The 23,809-nt window shown below is 68.0% G+C and carries 23 protein-coding genes and 1 tRNA gene; 10 read left to right on the plus strand and 14 right to left on the minus strand.

The genetic code is table 11. From position 1 onward, the window contains the following. Window positions 1-77 precede the first annotated feature (77 nt). Together ACWPMZ_RS03445 and ACWPMZ_RS03450 are read left to right on the plus strand one after the other, a co-directional pair. On the plus strand, window positions 78-1,220 hold the full coding sequence (locus tag ACWPMZ_RS03445) for an OmpA family protein (RefSeq protein WP_455702611.1): 1,143 nt from the start codon (window positions 78-80) through the stop codon (window positions 1,218-1,220). 163 nt (window positions 1,221-1,383) lie between these two features. Further along, the gene (locus ACWPMZ_RS03450; protein WP_455702612.1) at window positions 1,384-2,670 is read left to right on the plus strand and encodes an alkaline phosphatase PhoX; all 1,287 of its coding nucleotides are present in this window, start codon (window positions 1,384-1,386) and stop codon (window positions 2,668-2,670) included. Between the two features lie 3 nt (window positions 2,671-2,673). Here ACWPMZ_RS03450 and ACWPMZ_RS03455 read toward each other — a convergent pair whose 3' ends face one another. From ACWPMZ_RS03455 to ACWPMZ_RS03475, 5 genes are read right to left on the minus strand one after another with little or no spacing between them, the layout of a single operon-like run. Beyond that, window positions 2,674-3,732 (minus strand): enoyl-CoA hydratase/isomerase family protein, encoded by a 1,059-nt coding sequence (locus tag ACWPMZ_RS03455; protein ID WP_455702613.1) that lies wholly within the window; start codon window positions 3,730-3,732, stop codon window positions 2,674-2,676. Continuing rightward, the gene (locus ACWPMZ_RS03460) at window positions 3,729-4,874 is read right to left on the minus strand and encodes an acyl-CoA dehydrogenase family protein (RefSeq protein WP_455702614.1); all 1,146 of its coding nucleotides are present in this window, start codon (window positions 4,872-4,874) and stop codon (window positions 3,729-3,731) included. The genes ACWPMZ_RS03455 and ACWPMZ_RS03460 overlap by 4 nt, the downstream gene beginning before the upstream one ends. A 58-nt stretch (window positions 4,875-4,932) precedes the next feature. Continuing rightward, entirely contained in the window at window positions 4,933-5,217 is a 285-nt protein-coding gene (locus ACWPMZ_RS03465; protein ID WP_455702615.1) for an I78 family peptidase inhibitor, read from the minus strand. After that, window positions 5,217-5,606 (minus strand): Rid family hydrolase, encoded by a 390-nt coding sequence (locus ACWPMZ_RS03470; protein ID WP_455702616.1) that lies wholly within the window; start codon window positions 5,604-5,606, stop codon window positions 5,217-5,219. Before ACWPMZ_RS03470 ends, ACWPMZ_RS03465 begins: the two co-directional genes overlap by 1 nt. Next, window positions 5,603-6,082 carry a hypothetical protein gene (locus ACWPMZ_RS03475; protein WP_455702617.1) on the minus strand — a complete coding sequence of 160 codons (480 nt, stop codon included), beginning with the start codon at window positions 6,080-6,082 and terminating at the stop codon, window positions 5,603-5,605. The genes ACWPMZ_RS03470 and ACWPMZ_RS03475 overlap by 4 nt, the downstream gene beginning before the upstream one ends. A gap of 99 nt (window positions 6,083-6,181) precedes the next feature. On the opposite strand from ACWPMZ_RS03475, the gene ACWPMZ_RS03480 reads away from it, so the two are divergent. Together ACWPMZ_RS03480 and ACWPMZ_RS03485 are read left to right on the plus strand one after the other, a co-directional pair. After that, a complete protein-coding gene (locus ACWPMZ_RS03480; protein WP_455702618.1) occupies window positions 6,182-6,640 on the plus strand; it encodes a MaoC family dehydratase in 459 nt (152 codons plus the stop codon). Window positions 6,641-6,672: 32 nt separating this feature from the next. Next, entirely contained in the window at window positions 6,673-7,623 is a 951-nt protein-coding gene (locus tag ACWPMZ_RS03485) for a TauD/TfdA dioxygenase family protein (protein ID WP_455702619.1), read from the plus strand. A gap of 139 nt (window positions 7,624-7,762) precedes the next feature. On the opposite strand, the gene ACWPMZ_RS03490 is transcribed toward ACWPMZ_RS03485, so the two are convergent. From ACWPMZ_RS03490 to ACWPMZ_RS03505, 4 genes are all read right to left on the minus strand, one after another. After that, window positions 7,763-8,050, minus strand: coding sequence for a GIY-YIG nuclease family protein (locus tag ACWPMZ_RS03490; RefSeq protein WP_455702620.1), 288 nt, complete (start codon window positions 8,048-8,050; stop codon window positions 7,763-7,765). 186 nt (window positions 8,051-8,236) lie between these two features. Then, entirely contained in the window at window positions 8,237-10,027 is a 1,791-nt protein-coding gene (locus tag ACWPMZ_RS03495) for an acyl-CoA dehydrogenase C-terminal domain-containing protein (protein WP_455702621.1), read from the minus strand. A gap of 23 nt (window positions 10,028-10,050) precedes the next feature. After that, window positions 10,051-12,381, minus strand: coding sequence for a 3-hydroxyacyl-CoA dehydrogenase NAD-binding domain-containing protein (locus ACWPMZ_RS03500; protein WP_455704157.1), 2,331 nt, complete (start codon window positions 12,379-12,381; stop codon window positions 10,051-10,053). After that, entirely contained in the window at window positions 12,381-13,526 is a 1,146-nt protein-coding gene (locus ACWPMZ_RS03505; protein ID WP_455702622.1) for a thiolase family protein, read from the minus strand. The genes ACWPMZ_RS03500 and ACWPMZ_RS03505 overlap by 1 nt, the downstream gene beginning before the upstream one ends. Before the next feature lie 108 nt (window positions 13,527-13,634). Here ACWPMZ_RS03505 and ACWPMZ_RS03510 point away from each other — a divergent pair, with 108 nt between their 5' ends. Together ACWPMZ_RS03510 and ACWPMZ_RS03515 are read left to right on the plus strand one after the other, a co-directional pair. Further along, window positions 13,635-15,362, plus strand: coding sequence for a long-chain-fatty-acid--CoA ligase (locus tag ACWPMZ_RS03510; RefSeq protein ID WP_455702623.1), 1,728 nt, complete (start codon window positions 13,635-13,637; stop codon window positions 15,360-15,362). Then, window positions 15,359-15,775 (plus strand): MerR family transcriptional regulator, encoded by a 417-nt coding sequence (locus ACWPMZ_RS03515; RefSeq protein WP_455702624.1) that lies wholly within the window; start codon window positions 15,359-15,361, stop codon window positions 15,773-15,775. Before ACWPMZ_RS03510 ends, ACWPMZ_RS03515 begins: the two co-directional genes overlap by 4 nt. A 119-nt stretch (window positions 15,776-15,894) precedes the next feature. On the opposite strand, the gene ACWPMZ_RS03520 is transcribed toward ACWPMZ_RS03515, so the two are convergent. From ACWPMZ_RS03520 to ACWPMZ_RS03535, 4 genes are all read right to left on the minus strand, one after another. After that, window positions 15,895-16,209 carry an energy transducer TonB gene (locus ACWPMZ_RS03520; protein WP_455702625.1) on the minus strand — a complete coding sequence of 105 codons (315 nt, stop codon included), beginning with the start codon at window positions 16,207-16,209 and terminating at the stop codon, window positions 15,895-15,897. 137 nt (window positions 16,210-16,346) lie between these two features. Further along, complete coding sequence (locus ACWPMZ_RS03525) at window positions 16,347-17,357, minus strand: ACP S-malonyltransferase (RefSeq protein WP_455702626.1); 1,011 nt, start codon at window positions 17,355-17,357, stop codon at window positions 16,347-16,349. Next, window positions 17,354-19,543, minus strand: coding sequence for a dehydrogenase E1 component subunit alpha/beta (locus ACWPMZ_RS03530; protein WP_455702627.1), 2,190 nt, complete (start codon window positions 19,541-19,543; stop codon window positions 17,354-17,356). Before ACWPMZ_RS03530 ends, ACWPMZ_RS03525 begins: the two co-directional genes overlap by 4 nt. An 11-nt stretch (window positions 19,544-19,554) precedes the next feature. Continuing rightward, window positions 19,555-20,757 (minus strand): acyl-CoA dehydrogenase, encoded by a 1,203-nt coding sequence (locus tag ACWPMZ_RS03535; protein ID WP_455702628.1) that lies wholly within the window; start codon window positions 20,755-20,757, stop codon window positions 19,555-19,557. 124 nt (window positions 20,758-20,881) lie between these two features. Between ACWPMZ_RS03535 and ACWPMZ_RS03540 the strand changes: the two genes are divergently transcribed. The 4 genes from ACWPMZ_RS03540 (at window position 20,882) to ACWPMZ_RS03555 (ending at window position 22,654) form a co-directional block, all read left to right on the plus strand. Then, window positions 20,882-20,955: transfer RNA gene (locus ACWPMZ_RS03540), tRNA-Gly, on the plus strand. Window positions 20,956-20,995: 40 nt separating this feature from the next. Further along, window positions 20,996-21,559, plus strand: a complete 564-nt coding sequence (locus tag ACWPMZ_RS03545) for a TMEM165/GDT1 family protein (protein WP_455702629.1) — start codon at window positions 20,996-20,998, stop codon at window positions 21,557-21,559. A gap of 4 nt (window positions 21,560-21,563) precedes the next feature. After that, window positions 21,564-22,187, plus strand: a complete 624-nt coding sequence (locus tag ACWPMZ_RS03550) for a 6-phosphogluconolactonase (protein WP_455702630.1) — start codon at window positions 21,564-21,566, stop codon at window positions 22,185-22,187. Continuing rightward, window positions 22,175-22,654, plus strand: coding sequence for an NUDIX hydrolase (locus tag ACWPMZ_RS03555; RefSeq protein ID WP_455702631.1), 480 nt, complete (start codon window positions 22,175-22,177; stop codon window positions 22,652-22,654). Before ACWPMZ_RS03550 ends, ACWPMZ_RS03555 begins: the two co-directional genes overlap by 13 nt. On the opposite strand, the gene dinB is transcribed toward ACWPMZ_RS03555, so the two are convergent. Continuing rightward, window positions 22,651-23,772, minus strand: a complete 1,122-nt coding sequence (dinB, locus tag ACWPMZ_RS03560) for a DNA polymerase IV (RefSeq protein WP_455702632.1) — start codon at window positions 23,770-23,772, stop codon at window positions 22,651-22,653. The genes ACWPMZ_RS03555 and dinB overlap by 4 nt on opposite strands. Window positions 23,773-23,809: the final 37 nt, after the last annotated feature.

A 23,809-nucleotide genomic window follows, 5' to 3' on the forward strand; every position in this document is an offset into this window, starting at 1 on the left:
TCAAGGGCGGGTCGCGGGCGGCCACACCGAACCTGGCGTGGTGCACCGTCACGCCCTGTAGTGAGGGAACTGCAAAAATGAGTTTTGGACTTTCCAACCTGAGCAAGGTTGCTCTCGGCCTTTCGGTCGCGGCAGCTGCTCTCGCCACCCCGGCGCAGGCGCGGGACGGCGAGGGGTATTTCGGCGCCGATCTGGGCGTCGTGTTCCCGAAGGACACCGACATCGACATCCAGACGATCGTCGATGCCGCTTCCGTCGATAACGATCGCGGTTACGAGTACGCGTTCCAGGCCGGTTACGACTGGGGCCTGATCCGTACCGAACTCGAATTCTCGCAGAAGCGCTGGGATTTCGACACGGTCACCGCCGGCGCTCCGGGCATTCCGCCCTACACCGCGCCCGGCAACTTCCAGACCGGCTCCTACGCCGATCCTTCGGGTCGCACGCAGCTGCTCGGCGGCTGGGCCAACGCCCTGCTCGACTTCGGCGGTAACGACGGTGTCGGCTTCGCCGTCGGCGTCGGCGCCGGCCGCGCGCAGGCCAACATGGTCCTGACCCCGGGCACTGTTCCCTGGATCGACGATCATGACGCCGCCTGGGCCTGGCAGGGTATCGCGGAACTGCGCGTTCCGCTGAGCGAAGCGTTCGAGCTCGCGGCCAAGTACAAGTACATGGACACGCACGAGTTCAAGCTGACCGATTCTTACAACCGTTCGGTCAACTTCGATCAGAAGACTCACTCGTTCCTGATCGGCGTCCGCGCGAACTTCGGTGGTGCGGATGCTCCGCCGCCGCCGCCGCCTCCGCCGCCCCCGCCGCCGCCCCCGCCGCCGCCGCCGCCGCCGCCTCCGCCGGTTGCTGCTCCGGTCTGCAACAAGGGCCCGTACATCGTGTTCTTCGACTGGGATAAGTCGGACATCACGCCTGCCGCGGCGACGATCCTCGACAGCGCGGTCACGGCCTATGGCAACTGCGCCAACGTGCCGATCATGCTGGCCGGTCACACCGACCGTTCGGGTTCGACCGCCTACAACGAAGGGCTGGCCAACCGCCGCAACGCGAGCGTGACCAGCTACCTGACCGGGCGTGGCATTCCTGCCGCGCGCATCACCAGCCAGGGCTTCGGCGAGACGATGCCGCGTGTGCCCACCGCCGACGGTGTGCGCGAGCTGCAGAACCGCCGTGTGGAAATCACTTACGGTCCGGGTTCGGGCATGTAAGCGAGAGCCATCGGCTCAAACAGATCGGGGGCCGCAGGAGCAATCCTGCGGCCCCTTTTCTTTGCGCGGCAAACGTTTGCGCGCCATCCGGCATCACCTGAAATGGTAACGTCATCTCCGCACGGCATCGGGCGACCCAGGTCGATTACCGGAGTCGCAAACGATGCATGTGGGCCGCCGACAGTTCCTCGGCGCAACTGGCGCGGCATTCGCCGCACTTGCGGCGGCGCCGGGCGGAGCCGCCCGTAAAGCGGAGAGAGCGCCCGGCTACGGCGAACTGGTCGCCGATCCGGCCGGCCTTGCCGCCTTGCCTGCCGGTTTCTCCTATCGAGTGATCGCCGCGCTGGGCGATGCGATGAGCGACGGCGGCACCGTGCCCGACCGGGCCGACGGCATGGGTTGCTTCGATCTCGGCCAAGGCAAATGGGCGCTGGTCTGCAACCACGAGATCTGGCCCCAGCACGGCCCCGGCGTGGAAGCCGCGCGAGGCTTCGTCCGCCATCCTGACGGCAACTGGCTTGCCGGCGGCACGACGACGCTGGTGCTCGACGCGCGAAGCCTGACGGTCGAGCGCCAGGTGCGCACGTTGGCAGGGACGCTCGGCAACTGCGCCGGCGGGATCACGCCGTGGGGCTCCTGGCTGTCTTGCGAGGAGGCGGGCGTACAGGGGAGCAAGCTGGTTGACGGGCACGGTTGGGTGTTCGAGGTTCCTGCTACGGCCACAGGCCCCATCGAGGCCCTGCCGCTGAAGGCAATGGGGCGTTTCAATCACGAAGCGGCCTGCGTCGATCCTGCGACCGGCGTTGTCTACATGACCGAGGACCGCCCCGACGGGCTGCTCTACCGCTTTCTGCCACGCGAACCCGGTCGGCTGGTGCAGGGCGGCAGGTTGCAGGCCCTCTCAATCCGCGGGCCCGGCGACACTCGCAACTGGCAGGGGGAGGTCATGCGCCCGGGTGCCTGGCACCCATGCCGGTGGGTCGACCTCAGCGATGTCGAGGCGCCCGAGGACGACCTGCGCCAGCGCGGCGCAGCGGCAGGCGGGGCGCTGTTCGCGCGGGGCGAGGGCATCTGGATGGGCGAGGGCGAGCTCTACTTCACCTGCACCAACGGCGGGGCGGCGCAGCTTGGTCAGGTGTTCCGGCTGCGGATCGGGCGCGGCAGAGCGGACCGGCTGCAGTTGTTCTACGAAAGCCGCGATGCGGCGGTGCTGCAGAAGTGCGACAACCTGACGATTTCGCCCAAGGGCCACCTGATCGTGTGCGAGGATGGCGATTTCGCCACCGGCAATCACCTGCGCGGCATCACGCCTGCCGGGGAGGCATATACGCTGGCAAGGCTGGGGATGGATACCGAGTGGGCGGGCGCCTGCTTCTCGCCCGATGGCCGGTGGCTGTTCGTCAACGCCCAGCATCCCACGCGGACGCTGGCGATCACCGGCCCCTGGTAGGATTCAGGCGTCCGGAAAGGGCGTCCACTCCGCGCCGTCGGCGAGCGGCGCGAAGATGGCATCGAGCATCGCCGGGGTGATGCCTTCGGGCGTAGGCGGGTCCCATTGCGGTGCGTTGTCCTTGTCGACCAGCACGGCGCGGACGCCTTCCACGAAATCGGACCGCAGCATCATCCGCGCGGCGATGCGGTATTCGGCCTGCATCTCGTCGGCGAAGGTCTCGCGGTTGGCCCCTTCGGCGAATTGGCGCAGGGCCACCTTGGCGGTGGCCGGGCACTTGGCGGACACCGCCTTCAGTTCCTTCACAGCCCACTCCGACGGATCGTCGCGCAGCGCCTGGACGATCGTTTCGAGGTCGCTCGAGGCGAACAGGCGGTTGATCGCCTCCTCGTTCTTCACCACGCGCGCCGTCGGCGTTTCGGCCGGGGCGAGCGAGGCGAGGATCGCATCGATCTTGGCGGGCGCCTGGGCGATCTGCGCCTTGGCTTCGGCCAGGCGGTCGCTCGTCAGGTAATGCGTCGCGAGGCCGGCCCACAGGCATTCGGCCCCGTCGAACCGCGCGCCGGTGAGCGCGAGGAACACGCCGATCCGGCCGGGCAGGCGCGGCAGGTACCAGCCCGCGCCCACGTCGGGGAACAGACCGATCGCGCCCTCGGGCATGGCGAACAGCGAGTTCTCGGTCGCGACGCGGTATTGCGCAGGCTGCGAAATGCCCACGCCGCCGCCCATCGTGACCCCATCCATGCAGGCGACGATCGGCTTGGGGTAGGTGAACATCAGGTGGTTGAGGCGGTATTCGGCATGGAAGAATGCGCGGCCCGCAGCGCCGCCGTCCTCCAGTGCGGAATTGCGCACCAGCTGCACATCGCCCCCGGCGCAGAACCCTCGGCCCTCGGCATGATCGAGGATGATCGCCTCGATAGCATCGTTGCCGCGCCAGGCGAGCAGTTGCCGGGCCATGGCCTCGCACATGCCCTGCGTCAGCGCGTGCAGCGCCCTGGGCCGGTTGAGCGAGATATGGCCGACCGCGCCGTGGGTGTGGAAATGGACCTCGTCGCTCATTGCCGCAGCAGGTCCCGGCCAACGATCATCCGCATGACCTGGTTGGTGCCTTCGAGGATCGAGTGGACGCGCAGATCGCGCCAGAAGCGTTCGATCGGATAGTCCTGCAGGTAGCCGTAGCCGCCATGCAGTTGCAGCGCGCGGTCGACGATCGCGCTGCCGTTGTCGGTTGCGAGGCGCTTGGCCATCGCGGCGAAGCGGGTCTTGTCGGGCGCGTTCTCGCTCACCTTGGCAGCCGCCAGATAGAGCAGGGCGCGCGCTGCCTCGAGATCGGTCGCCATGTCGGCCAGGGTGAACTGGGTGTTCTGGAAATCGGCGATCGGGCGGCCGAACTGCTGGCGCTCCTTGGTGTAGCGCACCGCCTCGTCGAGACAGCGCTGCGCGCCGCCGAGCGAGCAGGCGCCGATGTTGAGGCGCCCGCCGTCGAGACCCATCATCGCGATGCGGAAACCTTCGCCCTCGCCGCCGACCAAATTCTCCGCCGGGACGCGGACCTGGTCGAGGTTCAGCGCGGCGGTGGGCTGCGAGTGCCAGCCGAGCTTGCGCTCCTGCGCACCGAAGCTGACGCCGGGCATGTCCTTCTCGATTACCAGGCACGAGATGCCGCCGGGGCCGTCCTCGCCGGTGCGGACCATGGTGACGTAGACCTCGTTCTCGCCGCCGCCGGAGATGAATTGCTTCGTTCCGGAGACGACGAATTCATCGCCATCGCGTGTCGCCTTCGTCTTCAGCGCGGCGGCGTCGGACCCGCTGCTCGGCTCGGTCAGGCAGTAGCTGGCGATGCGCTCCATCCCGACGAGGCTGGGCAGGTATTTGTCCTTGACCGCCTGGCCGCCGAACCGGTCGATCATCCAGCTGGCCATGTTGTGGATCGAAATGAACGCGCTGGTCGACGGACAGCCGTAGGCCATCGCCTCCATGATCAGCGCCGCCTCGAGCCGGCCGAGGCCGATCCCGCCGCTCTCTTCGCTGACATAGATCGATCCGAAGCCGAGTTCGGCCGCCTGGCGGATCGTGTCGCGCGGGAAGATGTGCTTCTCGTCCCACTCGGCGGCGTGGGGCGTGATCGCGTCGGCGGTGAAACGCTGCGCCATCTCCTGGATGGCGAGCTGGTCGTCGGTAAGCGCGAACTGTCCGGTCATGCCGGCGCCTTGGCGCGGTTTGGTTGCAGATGCAACCGGCCCGAGCGCAGCCGCTGCCTCAGCCGCACTTCACGGCGGTCACGACCATGGCGTCGTCGTATTCGACGTTCAGGCGGTTGGCGTTGAAATCCATCGTCACCGCGGAACGCGGCGGAACCCAGCGCAGCGTCTGCGCCCCGGCTGCGGCCTGGATCTTCCAGCCCAGCTCGGCCGTGGCGGTCTGGCCGATGAAGCGCGAGGCCGGCTCCACCCGGCACGCGCCGCGTTCGCCGTAATCGCCGGTCGTGGCGCAGGCGCCGAGGGTGAGGGCGGGGACCAGGGCAACGAGGGGAAACAGGCGCATCAATCGTCTCCTATCACGGCTTCGGCCTCGATCTCGACCTTCCAGCCCGGTTGGTAGAGCGCGGCAACCGCCACCAGGGTTCCCGTCGGCCGCACATGGCCGATCGCGCGGGTAAAAGCGGCGGTGATCGCATCGGCATCGGCGATGTCGGTGGCGAACATCCGCACCCGCACCAGGTCCTCCATCCGCCCGCCGAGCCGCTCGACGTTCTGCGCGATCAGGGCGAAGCAGCGGTCGGCCTGCGCCCCGGCATCAGGGGCGACCGAGCCATCGTCCTCCACCCCAACCGTGCCGGACAGGATTATCCGGTTGCCGGTGCGCAGGCCGCGGGTGAACCCGGCCTGTTCCTCGAACGGCGACAGGGGCGGGATGCGGGTGCGTTCGCTCATGCGCAGCGGGTATAGGTGAAAGCTTCGGGCGATGCACCCTCGCCGAATTCGCGCCGCACCAGGACCTTGCCGTTGTCGCGCAGGTCCATCACGACCTGGCGCTCCCACTCCATGCCCTCCCCGGTGAAGGCGAAGTCGCCCTTGATGCGGCCCACGGTGGCATCCGTCAGCGCCGTCAGGGTGCCGACCGATTCGTAGAACTTGAGCTTGTCGCCGCTCACTTCGAGCAGGCCCTTGGCATCGCCCATCGTGCTGGTGCAGTCGGCCGCGACGAGGCCGAAGCGGCCCTGGAAGGCAGTCGGAATGGTGGTCGGCAGGGCAGTCTCGCTCGCGCTGGGCACGGGGGTGGGGGAAGCCGCATCGCCGGTCTCGGCGGCGACCACCGCGGTCTCGGTGGCGGCAGGCTCCGGCGCGGAGGAATCGCAGGCGGCAAGGGTCATGGCAGCGGCACCGGCAAGCAAAAGGGTAAGACGCATTTGAAACTCCGTGGATGTTTCGCATCCCAACACGCGAATTCGGAAAACTTTCCGCCTCGCCCAAAAAATCGCTAGGGCACCGGCCGAAGGAGACGATGCATGGCCGGACTGTGGCTCGACGAGTTTTCGGTGGGGCAGGTGTTCGATCACCCGCTGCGCCGCACGGTGACCGAAACCGACAATCTGCTGATGAGCGCCCTGACCCACAACCCGGCGCCGCTGCATCTCGATGCCGAGTATATGAAGGGCACCGAGTACGGGAAAATCCTCGTCAACTCGTGCTTCACGCTGGGGCTGATGGTCGGCATTTCGGTCAACGACACCACGCAAGGCACGGCGGTCGCCAACCTGGGGTGGGACGAGGTGCGCTTCCCCGTGCCGATCTTCGTTGGCGACACCCTGCGGATCGAGACCGAGGTGACCGACGTGCGCGAAAGCAGGTCGCGGCCCGATCAGGGGATCGTCAGCTTCATCCATCGCGCCTACAATCATGACGGCGTCCTCGTGGCGCATTGCCGCCGGGCAAGCTTGCAAAGGAAGCGCCCGGCTGGTAAATAATTAGCAAGCTAATAAACTCCGGAGAGATCGCCGTGGCCACCCTGACCGTCGAACCCATCCTGCCGCGCTTCGGTGCCTACTGTTCGGGTCTGGACCTGACGCGCAAACTTTCGCCCGAGGAGGTGAAGCAGGTCACCGACGCGATGGACCAGTGGGGCGTGACCGTTTGGCGCGACACGCACATGTCCGACGAGAACCATGTCGAGTTCAGCCGCAACTTCGGGTATCTCGAGCAGGTTCCAGCGCGCGAAGGCATGAAATATCGCCTGCCGTTCCGTGAGCTGTTCGACGCGAGCAACCTCAATCCCGAAGGCGAGATCACGACCGATCCGGCGGCGATCCAGTACCGCAAGGGCGACCGGCTGTGGCACACCGACAGCGCCTTCATGTCGAAGCGCACCAGCTATTCGCTGCTGCTCGCCCACTCGGTCCCGCCCGAGGGCGGCGAGACGTGGTTCGCCGACACGCGCAGCGCCTATGACGACCTGCCGCAGGACATGAAGGACTTCCTCGCCGACAAGGTCGGCGTGAACTCCCTGTGGTGGAGCCGCAAGCTGGCCGGCGCGGACATTCCGGACGAGGAAATCGAGGCGCGGTTCAAGGCCCGTCACCCGCTGGTCCATGTCCACAAGGGTTCGGGCCGGAAGGCGCTGTTCATCGCCGCCCACACGATGGACGTCGAAGGAATGCCGCCGGAAGAAGGCCGCAAGCTCATCCGCGACCTGATCGAGCACTGCACCCAGCCGCAGTACGTGTTCAGCCACAGCTGGCAGGTCGGAGACATGGTCATCTGGGACAACCTGTGCTCGATGCATCGCGGCGGCGAATACGCCTACGACACCTACAAGCGCGACATGCGCCGCACGACCGTGCGCGAAGGTACCGAGCCCCACACCCAGGGCCTCGACGACCAGTTCAGCGTGCTGTTTGCCGACAGCCCCAAGGTGGTTGACATCCAGGCTTCGCGCGCGGCGGGCAGGTAGGCAGCGTAGGTTCGCAGTAATCGTGGGCGAGGCCTGTTGCATATCGCCCTTCGACAAGCTCAGGACGACCGGCGCTTAGCAGAAGCCGGGCTGAACTACCGTTCGCGGTGAGCTTGTCGAACCGCGGATTCGAGCGACGTCAGCGCCCTTGGCGGTTTCGCGCCAGCAAGGACAGCAGCACCCAGTCATTTGCGATCAATGCCTCCTTCTTCGCACGGCTCCAGCCTTTGATCTGGCGCTCGGCCGAGAGGGCTTCGTAGCGCGAAGGGAAATTCGCTTCCCAGACCAGCGAAACTGGGCGGCGACTGAAGGTGTATCCGCGAAAGCGACCGGCATTGTGATCGGCGATCCGCACGGCCAAGTCTTCGGTGTGGCCGCAGTAGTAAGAGCCGTCGGCGCAGCGCACGAGGTAAGTGTGAAACGCCATTGTCCCAGCGTAACGCCAATTCGCCCTTCGACAAGCTCAGGGCGAACGGATTTTCGATCAACGCGTACCGCGAAACTCCGTTCGTGGTGAGCTTGTCGAACCACGAATTCGCGGCGTCGGCTACCGCCTTGCGCCATTCGACTGGCTCAGAAAGAGCGCGGCCAAGAGGCCCCTTTCTTCCAATCGCTAGAACGCCTCCACCGGCAGGTCCATCGTGCTCGCCTTGCCGCGCTTGATCACCAGCACCAGCGCGCTGACGGGCGGGAGCAGGCGGTCGAAGAAGAAGCGGCCGGTCACGATCTTGGCCTTGTAGAAGTCGGCCTCGCCGGTGCCTTCGGCCAATCTGCCGTGGGCCAGGACCATCGCCTTGCCGAAGGTGTAGCCCATCGCCACGAAACCCAGCAGGCGCAGGTATTCGGTGGCGGCCGCGCCGGCTTCCTCGGGATCGGCCAGGCCCTTCTGGGCGATCGTGCCGGTGGCGAGCTGCAGCGCCTGGAAGGCCTTTTCCAGCGCCTCGCCCTGCTTGGCGAACTCCTCGTGCGCCTTCAGTTCGTCTACGAAACGGGCGACCGGATGGAAGAAGCTGCGCAGGTAGCGCCCGTTGTGCGCGCCCATCTTGCGCCCGACCAGGTCGAGCGCCTGGATGCCGTTCGTCCCTTCGTAGATCTGCGCGATGCGCGCGTCGCGCACGTATTGCTCCACGCCGCTTTCGCGGATGTAGCCGTGCCCGCCATAGACCTGCACTGCCAGGTTCGCGGTCTCGAAGCCGAGGTCGGTGAACAACGCCTTCACCACCGGGGTCATAAGGGCGATGAAATCCTCGGCGCGCCGCTTGGCCTCCGGCTCGGTGCCCTTTTCCGCGGTCTCGATCGCCCGGGCGACCCAGCCGCAGACCGCGCGGCACCCTTCGTTGTAGGCGCGCATCGTCATCAGCATGCGCCGCACGTCGGGATGGACGATGATCGGATCGGCCGGCTTGTCGGGATACTTGGCGCCCGACAGGCTGCGTCCCTGCAGCCGGTCCTTGGCGTACCAGACGGCGGCCTGGTAGGCGGCTTCGCCGAGGCCCAGGCCTTGGACGCCCACGGCCACGCGCTCGTTGTTCATCATGCGGAACATGGCCTGCATGCCGCGGTGCTTTTCGCCCACGAGCCAGCCGGTGCTCTCGTCGAAGTTGAGCTGGCACGTGGCCGACGCCTTGAGCCCCATCTTGTGCTCGATCGCGGCGACCGAGACGGCGTTGGGCCGGCTCGGCTGGCCGCTGTCGTCGAGCAGCAGCTTGGGGACGAGGAACATCGAGATGCCCTTGATCCCCGGGGGTGCATCGGGCAGCCGCGCGAGCACGAGGTGGACGATGTTCTCCGACAGGTCGTGGTCGCCGGCCGAGATGAAGATCTTGCCGCCGGTCACCTTGTAGCTGCCGTCGTCCTGCGGGACCGCCTTGGTGCGCAGCAGGCCCAGGTCGGTGCCGCAATGCGCTTCGGTCAGGCACATCGTGCCGGTCCAGGTGCCGGCCACCATGTTCGGCAGCCAGGTGTTCTTCAGGTCCTCGCTGGCGAAATCGACCATCGCGGTGGTTGCACCGTGGGTCAGGCCGGGATAGAGCCCGAAGCTGACGTTGGAGGCGCTGATCATCTCCTCGACCAGCTTGTTGACGGTTTCCGGCAGGCCCTGGCCGCCCCAGGCGGGATCGGCGGCGAGCGACGTCCAGCCGCCTTCGCGGAACTGGTCGTAAGCGTCCTTGAAGCCCTTCGGCGTGCGGACGACTCCGTTTTCGAGATGACAGCCTTCCTCGTCGCCGCTGCGGTTGAGCGGCAGCAGCACGCCCGTGGCCAGCTTGTTGGCTTCCTCGAGGATCGCGTCGAGCAGGTCGGCGTCGAACTCGTCGTTCGCCTCCACCTTGCCGAACGGTTCCTCGGCATAGAGTTCGTGCAGGACGAAGCGCATGTCGCGCAGCGGGGCTTCATAGACTTGCATGTCGCGTCTCCTCGGGTGCGCGCTTAGTTTCGCAGGGGCTTGCCGGTTTCGAGCATGTGCTCGATCCGGGCGAGAGTGCGATCATCGTGCAGGCGGGCCATGAATTCCCTGCGCTCGATCGCCAGGAGTTCGTTCTCGGTCACCGGCTGGACGGGATCGCCGTCGTCGCCGCCGGTCAGCACCGTGGTGAGCGCTTCGGACACGACGACGTCGTAGTCGGTCGCCAGGCCGCGGTTGTGGAAGCCGTCCACCGCGAGCATCAGTGCCGCCTTGCCGCCGGGGCCGGGCAGAGTGAACTCGGGCGGCTGGGGCGCGGCGTAGCCGTCGACCATGGCCAGCGCCTTCTCCTTGGCGTCGTGCAGCAGGCGGTCGAAGTTCATCGTCACGCCGTCGGACGGGCGCAGGTAGCCCAGCTCTTTGGCGTTGGCGGCGGACTTCGAGACGGTCGCGGTGCTGACGGTCTCGAATACCTTGGCGACCGCGGGCATCGGGCCCTTGGGCATTTTCGGCATCGAGCGCCAGCGGTCGAGCATCTCGCCGTTGCCGCCCCAGCCGGGGATCAGCCCCACGCCGACCTCGACCAGGCCGGTGTAGAGTTCGGCATGGGTCTGGATCGCGTCGCAATGGAGCAGGATCTCGCACCCACCGCCCAGCGCCATGCCGTGCGGCGCGCCGACGACGGGGAAGGGGGCGTACTTGAGACCCTTGAGCGCCATCTGCCCGCCGGCGACCAGTTGCTCGATCTGGCTGAAGGCGCCGATGTTGTAGGCGAACAGCGCGAGGCCAAGGTTGGCACCGGCCGAGAAGTGCGCACCTTCGTTATAGATCACCAGCGCCTTCATGGTCTTGGCGACATGGCCGATCGCCTGGCCGACCAGGGTCATGACCTGGTCGTCGAGCGCGTTCATCTTGCCGGTGAATTCGAGGCAGGCGACCCCGTCGCCCAGGTCCCACAGCGCGGCGCTGCCGTTCTTCATGATCGGCTTGCCGGCCAGCTTGACGTCCGCCAGCAGCAGCACGCCTTCGGGGCGCACGATGTCGTGGTATTCGCCGTCGGTGCCGAGGTACTGCCGCTTGCCGCCCTCGACACGGTAGAAGGTGCGGCCCGAGGCCAGCCTGAGCAGTTCGGGGACGGGCTTGCCGTCCTTCTCCAGCCGCTGCGCGACGTAGTCGGCGCCGAGCTGGTCGATCCACTCGAAGGGCCCGTACTTCCAGTTGTAGCCCAGCTTCATCGCGTCATCGACGCCCACGATGCTGTCGGCGATCTCGGGCACCAGTCCGGCGGCATAGGCCACCGTGTTGCCCAGCACCGCCCAGGCGTATTCGCCCAGCTTGCCGGGCATCTCGACCAGTTGCTTCAGGTTGCCCCGGGGCAGCGAGACCGACTTGGCGACATCGTAGTGGCCGGTGGTCAGGTTAATGGCCTCGAGCGTGCGCTTGCCGCCGTCCTTGGTCATGCGGAAGAACCCGCCCTTGCCCTTGCGGCCGGTCAGCCCGTCGGCGATCATCTTCTCGATCAACGGCTCGCTGCGGGCGATCGCCTGGTACGGGTCGTCCTTGGGCAGGGTGGACTGCAGGCTGGCCATCAGGTGAGGCTGGAGATCGATGCCGACGAGGTCGACCAGGCCGAAGATGCCGGTCTTGGGAACGCCCATCGGCTTGCCGACGACGGCGTCGGCTTCCTCGACGGAAACGCCGCGGTCGAACGCCTCGTTCACGCCGGTCTGGATCCAGAAGGTGCCGATGCGGTTGGCGATGAAGCCGGGGGTGTCCTTGGCCCAGACCACGCTCTTGCCCAGCGTGCGGTCGACGAAATTCATCACCCTTTTCGTCACGTCATTCGACGTTTTCTCGCCCGCGACGAGTTCGATCAGCTTCATGTAGCGCGGCGGGTTGAAAAAGTGCGTGATCATGAACGAGCTGGCGAAGTCGTCGCTGCGCCCCTCGGTCAGCATGGCCAGCGGGATCGACGAGGTGTTGGACGAGACCGGCGTGCCCGGCCTGCGGTGCTCCTCGATCTTCGCGTAGAGGCCCTGCTTCACGTCCAGCCGCTCGAGCACCGCCTCGACGATCCAGTCGCACTCGGCGACCTTGCCCAGGTGGTCCTCGATGTTGCCGGTCTCGACCAGCTTCGCCGCGCCCTTCGACATGAACGGCGCGGGCTCGGTCTTGAGCATCCTGGCCACCGCGCCTTCGGCCACGGCGTTGCGGTTGTCGCCTTCCCTGGGGACGATATCGAGCAGCAGCACGGGAACGCCGGCATTGGCGACCTGTGCCGCGATGCCCGAGCCCATCACGCCCGAGCCGATGACGCAGACTTTCCTGATCGGGCCGGAAGCGCTTGAATCGGCCATCATGCGGCCTCCAGCACGGTCGCGATGCCCTGGCCGCCGCCGATGCACTGGGTGGCGATCGCATAGCGCCCGCCCTCGCGCTTGAGCAGGCTGGCGGCCTTGCCCACGATCCGCGCGCCGGTGGCGCCCAGCGGGTGGCCCACGGCGATCGCGCCGCCGTCGATATTGACCTTGCTCTCGTCGAACTTGAGGTCGGCCAGGCACGCCATCGCCTGGCTGGCGAAGGCTTCGTTGAGCTCGACCACGTCAACCTGGTCGGCGGTGATCCCGGCGCGCTCCATCGCCTTCTGGCTGGAGAGGACCGGACCGATGCCCATGATCTCGGGCGCGCAACCGCTGATCGCGACCGACCTGATCCTGGCGAGCACCGTGAGCCCGTTGGCCCGGGCGAAATCGGCCGAGCAGACCAGCACCGCGGCCGCGCCGTCGGTCAGCGGCGAGGACGTGCCCGCGGTCACCGTGCCGTCGGCCTGGAAGGCGGGCTTGAGCCCGGCAAGGCCCTCCGCCGTGGTGTCGGGGCGGGGCGTGCCGTCCTCGGAAATGGTGGTGTCGCCGTGGACGATGGGGACGATCTCGTCGGCCAGCTTGCCGGCTTGCGCGGCGGCGGCGGCCTTCTGCTGGCTCTTCACCGCGAAGGCTTCCTGTGCGGAACGGTCGATCGAATACTTGGTCGCCAGGTTCTCGGCGGTGTCGCCCATCGAGATGTAGGCTTCGCTCGCTTTCGCGAGGTTGGGGTTGGGCATCGGGTTGAACCCGCCCATCGGCACCCGGCTCATCGATTCCACCCCGGCGGCGATGAAGCATTCGCCCGCGCCGAGCTGGATCTGCCCGGCGGCATAGTGGATCGCGCTCATCGAGCTGCCGCAGAAGCGGTTCATCGTGATCCCGCCGATCGAGTTGGGCAGCCCGGCGTTGAGCACCACCAGCCGCGCCATGTTGAAGCCCTGTTCGCCTTCGGGAAAGGCGCAGCCCAGCACCAGATCCTCGATCTTCGACGGATCGACGCCGCTGCGATCGACCAGCGCCTTGATCACCTGCGCCGCGATATCGTCGGGCCGAACGCGCGCCAGGGCGCCCTTGCTGGCGAGCGTGAAGGGGGAGCGGGCGTAGCCGGCGATCACGACGTCAATCGGCATGGTGGGCATCGAAACGAACCTTCCTTTTGGCGCGGCGAGAATCGAGTCCGCCACGTTCGGTCAAGATGTTCCCTATAGGTGCGTGAATTGACCTATACGTCAAGCAAATTTTGCGGCATGATGCGATTCGTCCGGCGCCGTGGGCCGGGTTTTGCGGAGGTACGGGTGACGGCGATGCCGGCGGGTGGCGAGATGTACGAGGGCGAGGATCGGCTGGCGCTGCGCCCGCGCACGATCCCGCAGCTGCTCGACCGTGCGGCCGCGCTCTATCCCGATAACGTCGCGCTCGATTTCCTCGGCCGCGAGTGGACCTACGGCGCGCTCGATGCCGAGGTTCGCCGCGCCTCGCGCGGGCTCGAACAGCTCGGCCTCAAGGCGGGCGACCGGTTCGGCCTGTGCCTGCCCAATACGCCCTATTACGTCGTGCTCTACTTCGCCGTGCTCCGGCTCGGGGCGATCGTGGTCAATCTCAACCCGCTCTATTCGGGCGAGGAGCTGGACCACCTGCTGCGCGATTCCGGCACAAGGTTCGTGGCCGTGCCCGACGTGCGCGAGATTGCCGCGAAGGTCGCCCGCGTGGCGCCCGGCGCCGGGGTCGAGGCGATCGTGCTGTGCCCGCTGGCCGATGCGATGCCGCGGCTCACCGGGCTGGCCTATCGCCTGTTCAAGCGCAGCCAGATCGCCCGCCTGGGCGACGATCCGCTCTATCGCCCCTATGCCTCCCTCCTGGGGAGCGACGAGCCGGCCGGCGCCGTGGCGATCGACCCCGACGACGTCGCCGTGCTGCAATACACCGGCGGCACCACGGGCACGCCCAAGGGCGCGATGCTGACGCACGGCAACCTGACCGCCAACGCGCGGCAGATGCTGATCCACGCCTATCCCGAACGGCCGCTGCAGGAACGGACCACGGCGGTGCTGCCGATGTTCCACGTCTTCGCGCTGACCACGGTGCTCAACTACTCGATCGAGATCGCGGGCGAGATGGTCCTGCTGCCCCGGTTCGAGATGAAGGCCTTCCGCAAGAGCGTGAAGCGCAAGCCGCCGACCCAGTTCTTCGGGGTGCCGACGCTGTGGATCGCGCTCAATGGCCTGAGCGATGCCGACTTCCCCGACTTTTCCGCCATTCGCGCCTTTGTGTCGGGCGGCGCGCCCTTGCCGCTCGAGGTGCGCGAGGAGTTCGAGCGGCGCACCGGCAAGCGCCTGGTCGAAGGCTACGGCCTGACCGAGGCGAGCCCGATCATCACCTGCAACCCGCTGTTCGCCGGCGAGATCAAGACCAACTCCTGCGGGCCCGCCTTTCCGGGCACGACGATCGAGATCCGCGACCTCGAGGACCCGACCAAGGTGCTGCCGCAAGGCGAACGCGGCGAGGTGTCGGCGCGCGGCCCGCAGGTCATGAAGGGCTACTGGAACCGGCTCGACGCGACCGAGGCCACCTTCGCCGACGGCGCGCTGCGCACCGGCGACGTGGGCTATCTGGACGAGGACGGCTACCTGTTCCTGGTCGACCGCATCAAGGACCTGATCCTGTGCAGCGGCTACAACGTCTATCCGCGCATCATCGAGGATGCGGCCTACGAATTCCCCGCGGTGGGGGAGGCCATCGCCGTCGGCGTGCCCGACCGCTATCGCGGCGAGGCGCCGTGGCTGTTCGTCGCGCCGCGCCCCGGCCATTCGATCGACGTGGACGAACTGGGGGCCTTCCTCGCCCAGCACCTCAACAAGATCGAGCAGCCCGACCGGATCGAGGTGCGCGAAGCCCTGCCCAAGACCCTGGTCGGCAAGCTGAGCAAGAAGGACCTCGTGATGCAGGAAAAGTCGCTGATCGAGGGCGCGCGATGAACAAGGTGCCGCGCGCGGGAAGCGTCGCCGCCGAGGGGGCCGACGAGCTCAAGGGCATCCAGGAAGTGGCGCGCGAGCTCGGCATCACGCACCGCACCTTGCGCTTCTACGAGGACAAGGGCCTGATCAGCCCGCAGCGGATCGGCACGATGCGGATTTACTCGAAGCGCGACATGGGCCGGATGCGGCTGATCCTGCGCGGCAAGCGGCTGGGCTTCTCGATCCGCGAGATCGGCGAGTTCCTCGACATGTACGATGCCGATCCCACCCAGCACGCGCAGATGGAAGCCCTGCTGAAATCGGTGCGCGAGAAGCGGCAGGACCTGCGCCACCAGAAGAAGGCGATCGACGAGACGCTGGGCGAACTCGACCAGATCGTCCGCGATATCGAAGCCTACCTGCGCGCGACCTGACGGTTCAGGCCTTGTCGCCGTTGCAGAGGGGGGCTGGGGATGGCGGGAAGGTGTTGCTGTCGGATTTCTCTGACGGTCCGGAATTGGGGTGGGAAGCGGACAGGGGAACCGGCAACCGATCAGCGCCTTCGCGAACCTAGCTTCCATTCCCAAGAACTCCGGAAAACGCCAGGCACTGGCTTCCCCTCGTCGTCACGGGCTGGCTGGAATCGCATTTGCTTAACATGGCGGCAGGCTTCGGCGTCGAGCATCGCGTGCCCACTTGAACCCACGATCCGGCAAGCAATCGCTTGGCCGGATGCATCGACCTCGATCTCGTAATCCACCTTGCCTTCCTCACCGCGGCGGATCGAGGCGAGAGGGTATTCGAACGGCGCCTTCCCTTTTGGAACCGGCGCAGTTGCCGCTAGTGCGAAAGCAAGGATGTATGACATCCGCTTGAGCTATCACTGCGATGAAATCTCCACAATGTCGCCGGTCGCGCTGTGAGACTGAGGTCGTAAGGCGTCCGGCAGCCAACTTGCCTTCCCGCCTCGGAAGCGGACGCCATCCCCGATCCGACGCTCGGGTTTCAGCTCACTCGCGCGCGTTGTTCGGGCATGCCCATCGCGATGAGCAGCGGGTTTTCCGCCTGCCGCGTCTTGAAGTCCTTGCGGCTGCCCATGCCGCGCCAGTTCGCCGCGATCAGCGACTGGGCGACCGCGCCGCCGAGCGTGGTGCCGGGGCCGAGGACGACGAACAGGTCGGGCGCGAACTCGCGCGCGGCGACGGTGATCGCGCGGGTGAAATCGTAGGTCTGCGTGACCTGATGGCCCAGGGTGTAGGCATGGAGCGCGGCGAGGTCGCTCGCGCCCGGCCACCAGATGGCGCCGCGTCCGTCGATCAGCGGCAGGCCGGGCTGGCCGAACGGATCGGCCGGCAGGCGCGCGCGGCCCTGTGCGGCGACCGGTTCCTGCAACCCGGTGTGGAACGCGGCGTGGTTGCCCAGCCGCATGGGGAAGCGGCCCTGCGCGGGCGGGACCGCCTTTTCGAAGGCGTCGAGCGCGGCGGTCTCTCCTGCCAGCACCAACAGGCCGCCCAGGTCGATGGACAGGGCCAGGCCGTGCTGCGCCGCCAGCGCGAGCAGCTCTGCCTTGCGTTCGGGACGGGGCACCCAGTCCTCGCCCACCCAGGGATAGACCGTCTGTCCGCCAATGAGGGCGGCCTGCATCAGCGTGCCCATCGTGTTGGCGAGAGTGAAGCCGTCCTGCGCTGAGAGTGCACCGGCGCAGGCCAGCGCGGTGTACCAGCCCATCGAATTGCCGGTGACGGCCACGATCTCGACGCCGTCGCGGTCGAGGCTGAGGAAATCGCCGAGCGAGGCGGCGTAGATCAGGCCCGAGGCGTTGTCCCCCCGGCTGTGGCGCGCTAGCGCAAACCGCTCCGCGCCGTCGAGCGCGGTCAGCGTGTCCTGCCCCGCCGCAGCGCGCTCGGCGTCGAACCGGGCGATCAGCGCGGGATCGGGAAAATGGCGCGCGAGATAGCCCAGCTCGGGCGCGTTGTAGGTCCCGCGCCCCGGGCAGACGACCACGGCGGTGGTCACCGCGCTCGCCCCGCCAGGTCGAGCGCGGCGGCCACGATCGCGTCGCGCGAGGGCATGGTCGCGGCATAGGCCGGGCCGGTCGGGATGAAGCTGTCCTCGGCGGTCAGGCGGGCGAAGGGCACGGCGACCCGCTCCGCCAGCAGCGCCATCAGCGCCTCGGCCACACCGCCGCTAAGGCGCGTCTCGTCGACGACCAGCGCCGCCGCGCAGCCTGCCAGCGCGGCGACGATGCCCTCGGCGGGCAGGGGGGACAGCCAGCGGATGTCGACGACCTGCGCGTTCACACCCTTGTCGACGAGCAGCGGCAGCGCCTGGTGCGCGAGATAAGCGCCGTTGCCAAAGGTCACGATGGCGAGGTCCGCGCCGTCGCCGCTCACGCCAACCTCGCCCAGCGGGATCGTCTCGGCCGGGCCGGGATAGGTCCGCAGCCAACCGCCGTCGCCCGCTTCGTGCAGGTCGCGCATCGGGTAGAGCGCGATCGGCTCGAGGAACACGACCAGCCGCTGCTCCTCGCGCGCCAGGCGCACGCATTCGCGCAGCATCCGCGCCGCGTCGGCTCCGTTCGAGGGGCAGGCGAGGATCAGGCCCGGGATGTCGCGCAGCACGGCGACCGAGTTGTCGTTGTGGAAGTGGCCGCCGAAGCCCTTCTGGTAGCCGAGCCCGCTGATCCGCACGACCATCGGGTTGGTGAACTGCCCAGCGGAGAAGAACGGCAGCGTCGCCGCCTCGCCGCGCAACTGGTCCTCGGCGTTGTGCAGGTAGGCGAGGAACTGGATCTCGGGGATCGGCACGAAGCCGTTGTGCGCCATGCCGATCGCCAGCCCGAGGATCGACTGCTCGTCGAGCAGGGTGTCGATCACCCGCGCATTGCCGAAGCGGGCCGAGAGGCGCTGCGTCACGCCGTAGTTGCCGCCCTTGCGGGCGATGTCCTCGCCCATCATCACGACCTCGCCGTGCGCCAGCATCAGGTCGGTCAGCGCCATGTTGATCAGCTTGCCCATCGGCTGCGGCTTGTCGATCAGCGCCATATCGCTGCCGAACACTTCGGCGCGGCGTTCGGGCGAGGGGCCGTTGGTCGGGGCGCATTCACGGGGCGGGGGAACGAGACTGGCCATGACTTCGGCGGCGTTCGAAAGGCGCGGCCGCGTCACCACCTCCGCCGCGATGCGCGCGGCGCGTTCGGCGGTGTCGCGGTAGATTGCGAGCGCTTCATCCGCGCCCAGCATGCCCGCCTCGCCGAGCTGGCGGACCATGTGCAGCAGCGGGTCATGCGCCTCCTCGGCCTCGACCTCCTCGCGCCCCAAATAGGCCATCGCCACGTCCGCCCCCGCGTGCCCGTAGAGCCGGATCGTGCGCATGTGCAGGAATGCCGGCTTGCGCCGCGAGCGGACGTAGTGCGCGGCCTCCGACGACACGCGGAAGCTCTCGAAGATGTCGAGCCCGTCGCAGGCGAAATACTCGATCCCCGGGCGGTTCTCGAACCCCGCCCGCACCCAGCCGCGCGGCGTTTTGGTCGAAATGCCGATGCCGTTGTCCTCGCACACGAAGAGCAGCGGCAACGGGACCGACTGGTAGCTGGTCCACCCCGCGGTGTTGAACGCGCCCTGCGCGGTCGAGTGATTGACTGAGGCATCGCCGAACGAGCAGACGACGAGAGAATCGTCCTGCAACTGCTTGAATTCCGGCGGTTGCCGCCGTGCCAGCCCGATCGCGTAGGCCGCGCCGACCGCCTTGGGCAGGTGGCTCGCGATGGTCGAGGTCTGCGGCGGAATGTTCAGCGCCTTGCTGCCGAGCACCTTGTGCCGCCCGCCAGAGATCGGGTCGTCGGTCGAACAGGCGTAGGACAGCAGCATGTCCCATGCCGCCGTTTGCCCCGGCACCTGCTCGGCGCGCTGCAGCTGGAACGCCGCGTCACGGTAATGGAGGAAGGCCATGTCGCTCGGCCGCAGCGCGGCGGCGACGGCCGCCATGCCTTCGTGGCCCGAAGGACCGATCGAATAATACCCCTGGCCCGCCGCCTGCATCTGCCGGCTGACCCGGTCCATCGCCCGCGTGAGGCAGGCGGTGCGGTAGATCGAGATCGCCAGTTCGGGCGTCAGCGGCCCATCGGGCGCCGACCCTTGCGGAAAGTCGCCTGCCGCCACGCGGCGCAGGAAATTGTCGTGGACGATGCCGACGCGGTCCATCGCGCCCGCTCTCAGGTGAAGGCCTGGAGCCCGGTCTGCGCGCGGCCCAGGATCAGCGCGTGGACGTCGTGCGTGCCCTCGTAGGTATTGACCGTCTCGAGGTTGATCATGTGGCGGATGACCTGGAATTCCTCCGAGATGCCGTTGCCCCCGTGCATGTCGCGCGCGGCGCGGGCGATGTCGAGCGCCTTGCCGCAGTTGTTGCGCTTTATCAGGCTGATCATCTCGGGCGCCGCCTTGCCTTCGTCGAGCAGGCGGCCGACGCGCAGCGCGGCCTGCAGGCCCAGGGCGATCTCGGTCTGCATGTCGGCCAGCTTCTTCTGGAACAGCTGGGTTCCCGCGAGCGGCTTGCCGAACTGCCTGCGGTCGAGGCCGTATTGCCGCGCGGCGTGCCAGCAGGCCTCGGCCGCGCCCATCGTGCCCCAGGCGATGCCGTAGCGCGCGCGGTTGAGGCAGCCGAACGGGCCCTTCATGCCCTCGACCCCCGGCAACAGCGCGTCCTCGCCCACTTCGACCCCGTCCATCACGATCTCGCCGGTGATCGAGGCGCGCAGCGAAAGCTTGCCGGCGATCTTGGGCGCCGAAAGACCCTTGGTGCCCTTGTCGAGCACGAAGCCGCGGATCGCCCCGCCATGCGCTTCCGATTTCGCCCAGACGACGAAGACGTCGGCGATGGGCGAATTGGAAATCCACATCTTGCTGCCGTCGAGCACGTATCCGCCCGCGGTTTTGCGGGCGACGGTGCGCATGCCGCCGGGGTCGGAACCGGCGTCGGGCTCGGTCAGGCCGAAGCAGCCGATCAGCTCGCCGCGGGCCAGGCCGGGCAGGTACTTCGCCTTCTGCGCATCCGAACCGTAGGCGTGGATGGGGTACATCACGAGGCTGGACTGCACGCTCATCATCGAGCGGTAGCCGGAGTCGACCCGCTCGATCTCGCGCGCGACCAGGCCGTAGGTCACGTATCCCGCCCCCAGGCCGCCGAATTCCTCGGGGATGGTTACGCCCAGCAGGCCAGCCTCGCCCATCAGGCGGAAGATCGCCGGATCGGTCGCCTCCTCGCGGTAAGCTTCGGTCACCCGCGGCTGCAGCGTCCCATGCGCGAACGCATGGGCGGCATCGCGCAGCATGCGTTCTTCCTCGCTCAGCTGGTCTTCCAGCAGGAAGGGATCGGACCACTCGAAGCGGGCGAGGGCGGGGCCGTGACCGTCAGACATGCCCATTCCTTTAGCTGCCCCGCCGCAGGCTTCAACAGAAGGTTTCGGATGTGACCACTTTGCGCAGCCGGGCGACGGGCCGGCTTGACCGAATCCCGCGGCCGCGCCAAATGCACAACAACAGGCGGGTATGATGTAATGGTAGCCTGTCAGCTTCCCATGCTGAACGCGCGAGTTCGATTCTCGCTACCCGCTCCAGCCTTTCCTTCCGGCCCGCGTTGCCCCAAGAGCGGGGCAGATGCCTTCGCTGTTTCTCGCCCTGATCGCTTCCGGGCTGGCGCTCGCCGGCGGCAAGAGCGCGCGGCTCGTGGCGCAACTCTCCGCGGCGCTGGGCGGCAGCTTCGGGCTGCTGCTGATCTGCTGGCTCACCGCCATCGTGGCCTCGGGCCTAGCCGCCTGGGGCGGGGGGCTGATCGAACCGACCCTCAACGCCAACGGAAAGCGGATGTTCGTCGCCATGGCGCTGGCGATGGCGGCGCTCGAACTCGCCTGGCCGCAGAGGAAGCGCAAGCCGGCGGAGCCGACCCGCTCGCTCGGGGCGGCCGCGCTCGTGCTGCTTGCCGGGCAGGTGACCGATGCGGCGCGCTTCCTCGTCCTGGCGCTATCGGTGGCGAGCGGCGTGCCCGCGCTGGCGGCGATCGGCGGGGCGATCGGCACCGGCGCGGTGCTGACGCTGGCCTGGTCGCTCGGCAGCGCGTGGGAGACCAGGCTGCCGCTGGGCGCGATCCGCCTCGCCATCGCGGCCTTGTTCGTCATCGCCGCCATGTGGTCGGCCATGTCGGCCCGCGGCATGGTGGCCTGAACGCATGACGGGATCGGTCGAGATCGTGGAGGGCGCCGACGACGCGGCCATCGCGCAGTGGCTCCACGTTCACCTGTCGCGCGCGCTGGCCGCCGCCGAAACCCCGGTGGCGATCACCGTGCCGGGCGGGTCCACCCCGTTCCCGATCCTCCAACACCTTGTCGCCATGCCGCTCGACTGGGATCGCATCTCGGTCTGGCCGGGCGACGACCGGCTGGTGCCCGAGGACCACCCGGCCAGCAACACCGGCCGAATCCGCGCCCTGGTCGAGCCGACCGGGGCGGAAGTCGCCTCGCTCAACCTGATGGAGCAGGTGCCGCACTTTGCGCTCGCCTGGCTCGGCATGGGCGGCGACGGGCATGTCGCTTCGCTGTTCCCGAATACCGACCCCCGGGCCGACGATCGCGAGGCGGTCCGGCGGATCACGCCCGATCCCCTGCCGCCCGAGGCGCCGTTCGACCGCATCACCCTGACGATCCCGGCCCTGCTCGCCAGCGACGCGCTGCTGTTCGTCATCCGCGGCGCCGAGAAGCGTGCGCTGTTCGAAGCGGCGGCGCGCGGGGAGAACGACCTGCCGGTCGCCCGCCTGCTTGCTGCCGCGCATCAGCCGGTCACATGTTTCACCTGATCCCCCCGCCGCTCCACCGGCTGGCCTTGCGGATCGCCAGCCGCGTTCGGGCGCACTACCGCCGCCGCTTCCGCCGCCCGATCAACGGCGTGGCGCTGGTCGCGCGCGACGCGGGGGGCCGCGTCCTGCTGGTGCGGCACACCTACGGCTCGCGCCGCTGGGCCCTGCCGGGCGGAGGGCGCGGCGCGCGCGAGGACCCGGCCGACTGCGTCCGGCGCGAGATGCGCGAGGAACTGGGCTGCGACCTGGTCGACCTGGCGCTGCTGCGCGTGGCGCGGCACGAACTGCAGGGCGCGCCGATCACCTCGCACATCTTTACCGCCCGCCTGTCGCGCGAGCCGAGGGTCGACGGGCGCGAGATCGAGGTGGCGCGGTGGTTCGATCCGGCCGACCTGCCGGAAGAGATCGTCCACATCAGCCGCCGCGAGATCGAGCGCGCGGAGCAGGCGGGGGCGGCGGAGCGCTAGAGCAGCGAAAGCTGCGCGGTGTCGGGCTGCCGCTCGCCGGCGGGCTCCTCCCCGTCGAGGTTCGACAGGGTCAGCCCCATCAGCCTGATGGGCATCGGCAGCGGCAGCACCTCGTCGAGGATCGCGCGGCTGATCTGCGCGAATTCCTTCGCATCGGCCACCGGGCGCGGCAGCGATCTGGCGCGGGTCATCAGCTGGAAATCGGTGAACTTGAGCTTCAGCGTCACCGTGCGCCCGCGCGATTTCTTCTCGTCGACCCGCTCCCAGACGATCTGGATGATTTCCTCCAGCTTGTCGCGCAGCGCCGGGCCGCTGGAGATGTCCTCGTTGAACGTCCGCTCGCCGCCGATCGACTTGCGGATGCGGTTGGCCCGCACCGGCCGCAGGTCGATGCCCCGCGCTGCGCGGTAGAGGTAGTCGGCGAAACTGCCGAAATGCGCGCGCAGCCAGGCGATGTCCTTTGCCGCCAGGTCCGCGCCCGTCTCGATCCCCAACCGGGCCATCTTCTCCGCCCCGCGCGGGCCGACCCCGTGGAAGCGCCGCACCGGCAGGCTTGCGACGAAGGCCGCGCCCTGGCCGGGCCGGATCACGCACAGCCCGTCGGGCTTGTTCTGGTCGCTGGCGAGCTTGGCGATGAACTTGTTGTAGCTGACCCCGGCGCTGGCGGTGAGCTGGGTTTCGGCGCGGATCTGGGCGCGGATCATCTCGGCGATCCGCGTGGCGCTGCCGATTCCGCGCAGGTCCTCGGTCACGTCGAGATAGGCCTCGTCGAGGCTCAGCGGCTCGACGTGCGGCGTGAACGAGCGGAAGATCGCCCGGATCTGCCGGCTGACCTCGCCGTAGACGTCGAACCGGCTCTTGCAGAAGATCAGCTCGGGGCACAGGCGCTTCGCGGTGACCGAGGGCATGGCGCTGCGCACCCCGAACTTGCGCGCCTCGTAGCTCGCGGCCGAGACCACGCCGCGCCCGCTCGATCCGCCGACCGCCACCGGCTTGCCGCGCAGTTCGGGATTGTCGCGCTGCTCCACGCTGGCGAAGAAGGCGTCCATGTCGACGTGGATGATCTTGCGCAGACCCTGCGCCTCGCCATCGTCCTCGGGCTCCTTCGACATGGTCATGTTCTAGCCATCCGGATGCGCCTCGTCATCCGGCAGA

The organism is Tsuneonella sp. HG222 (assembly GCF_053819185.1).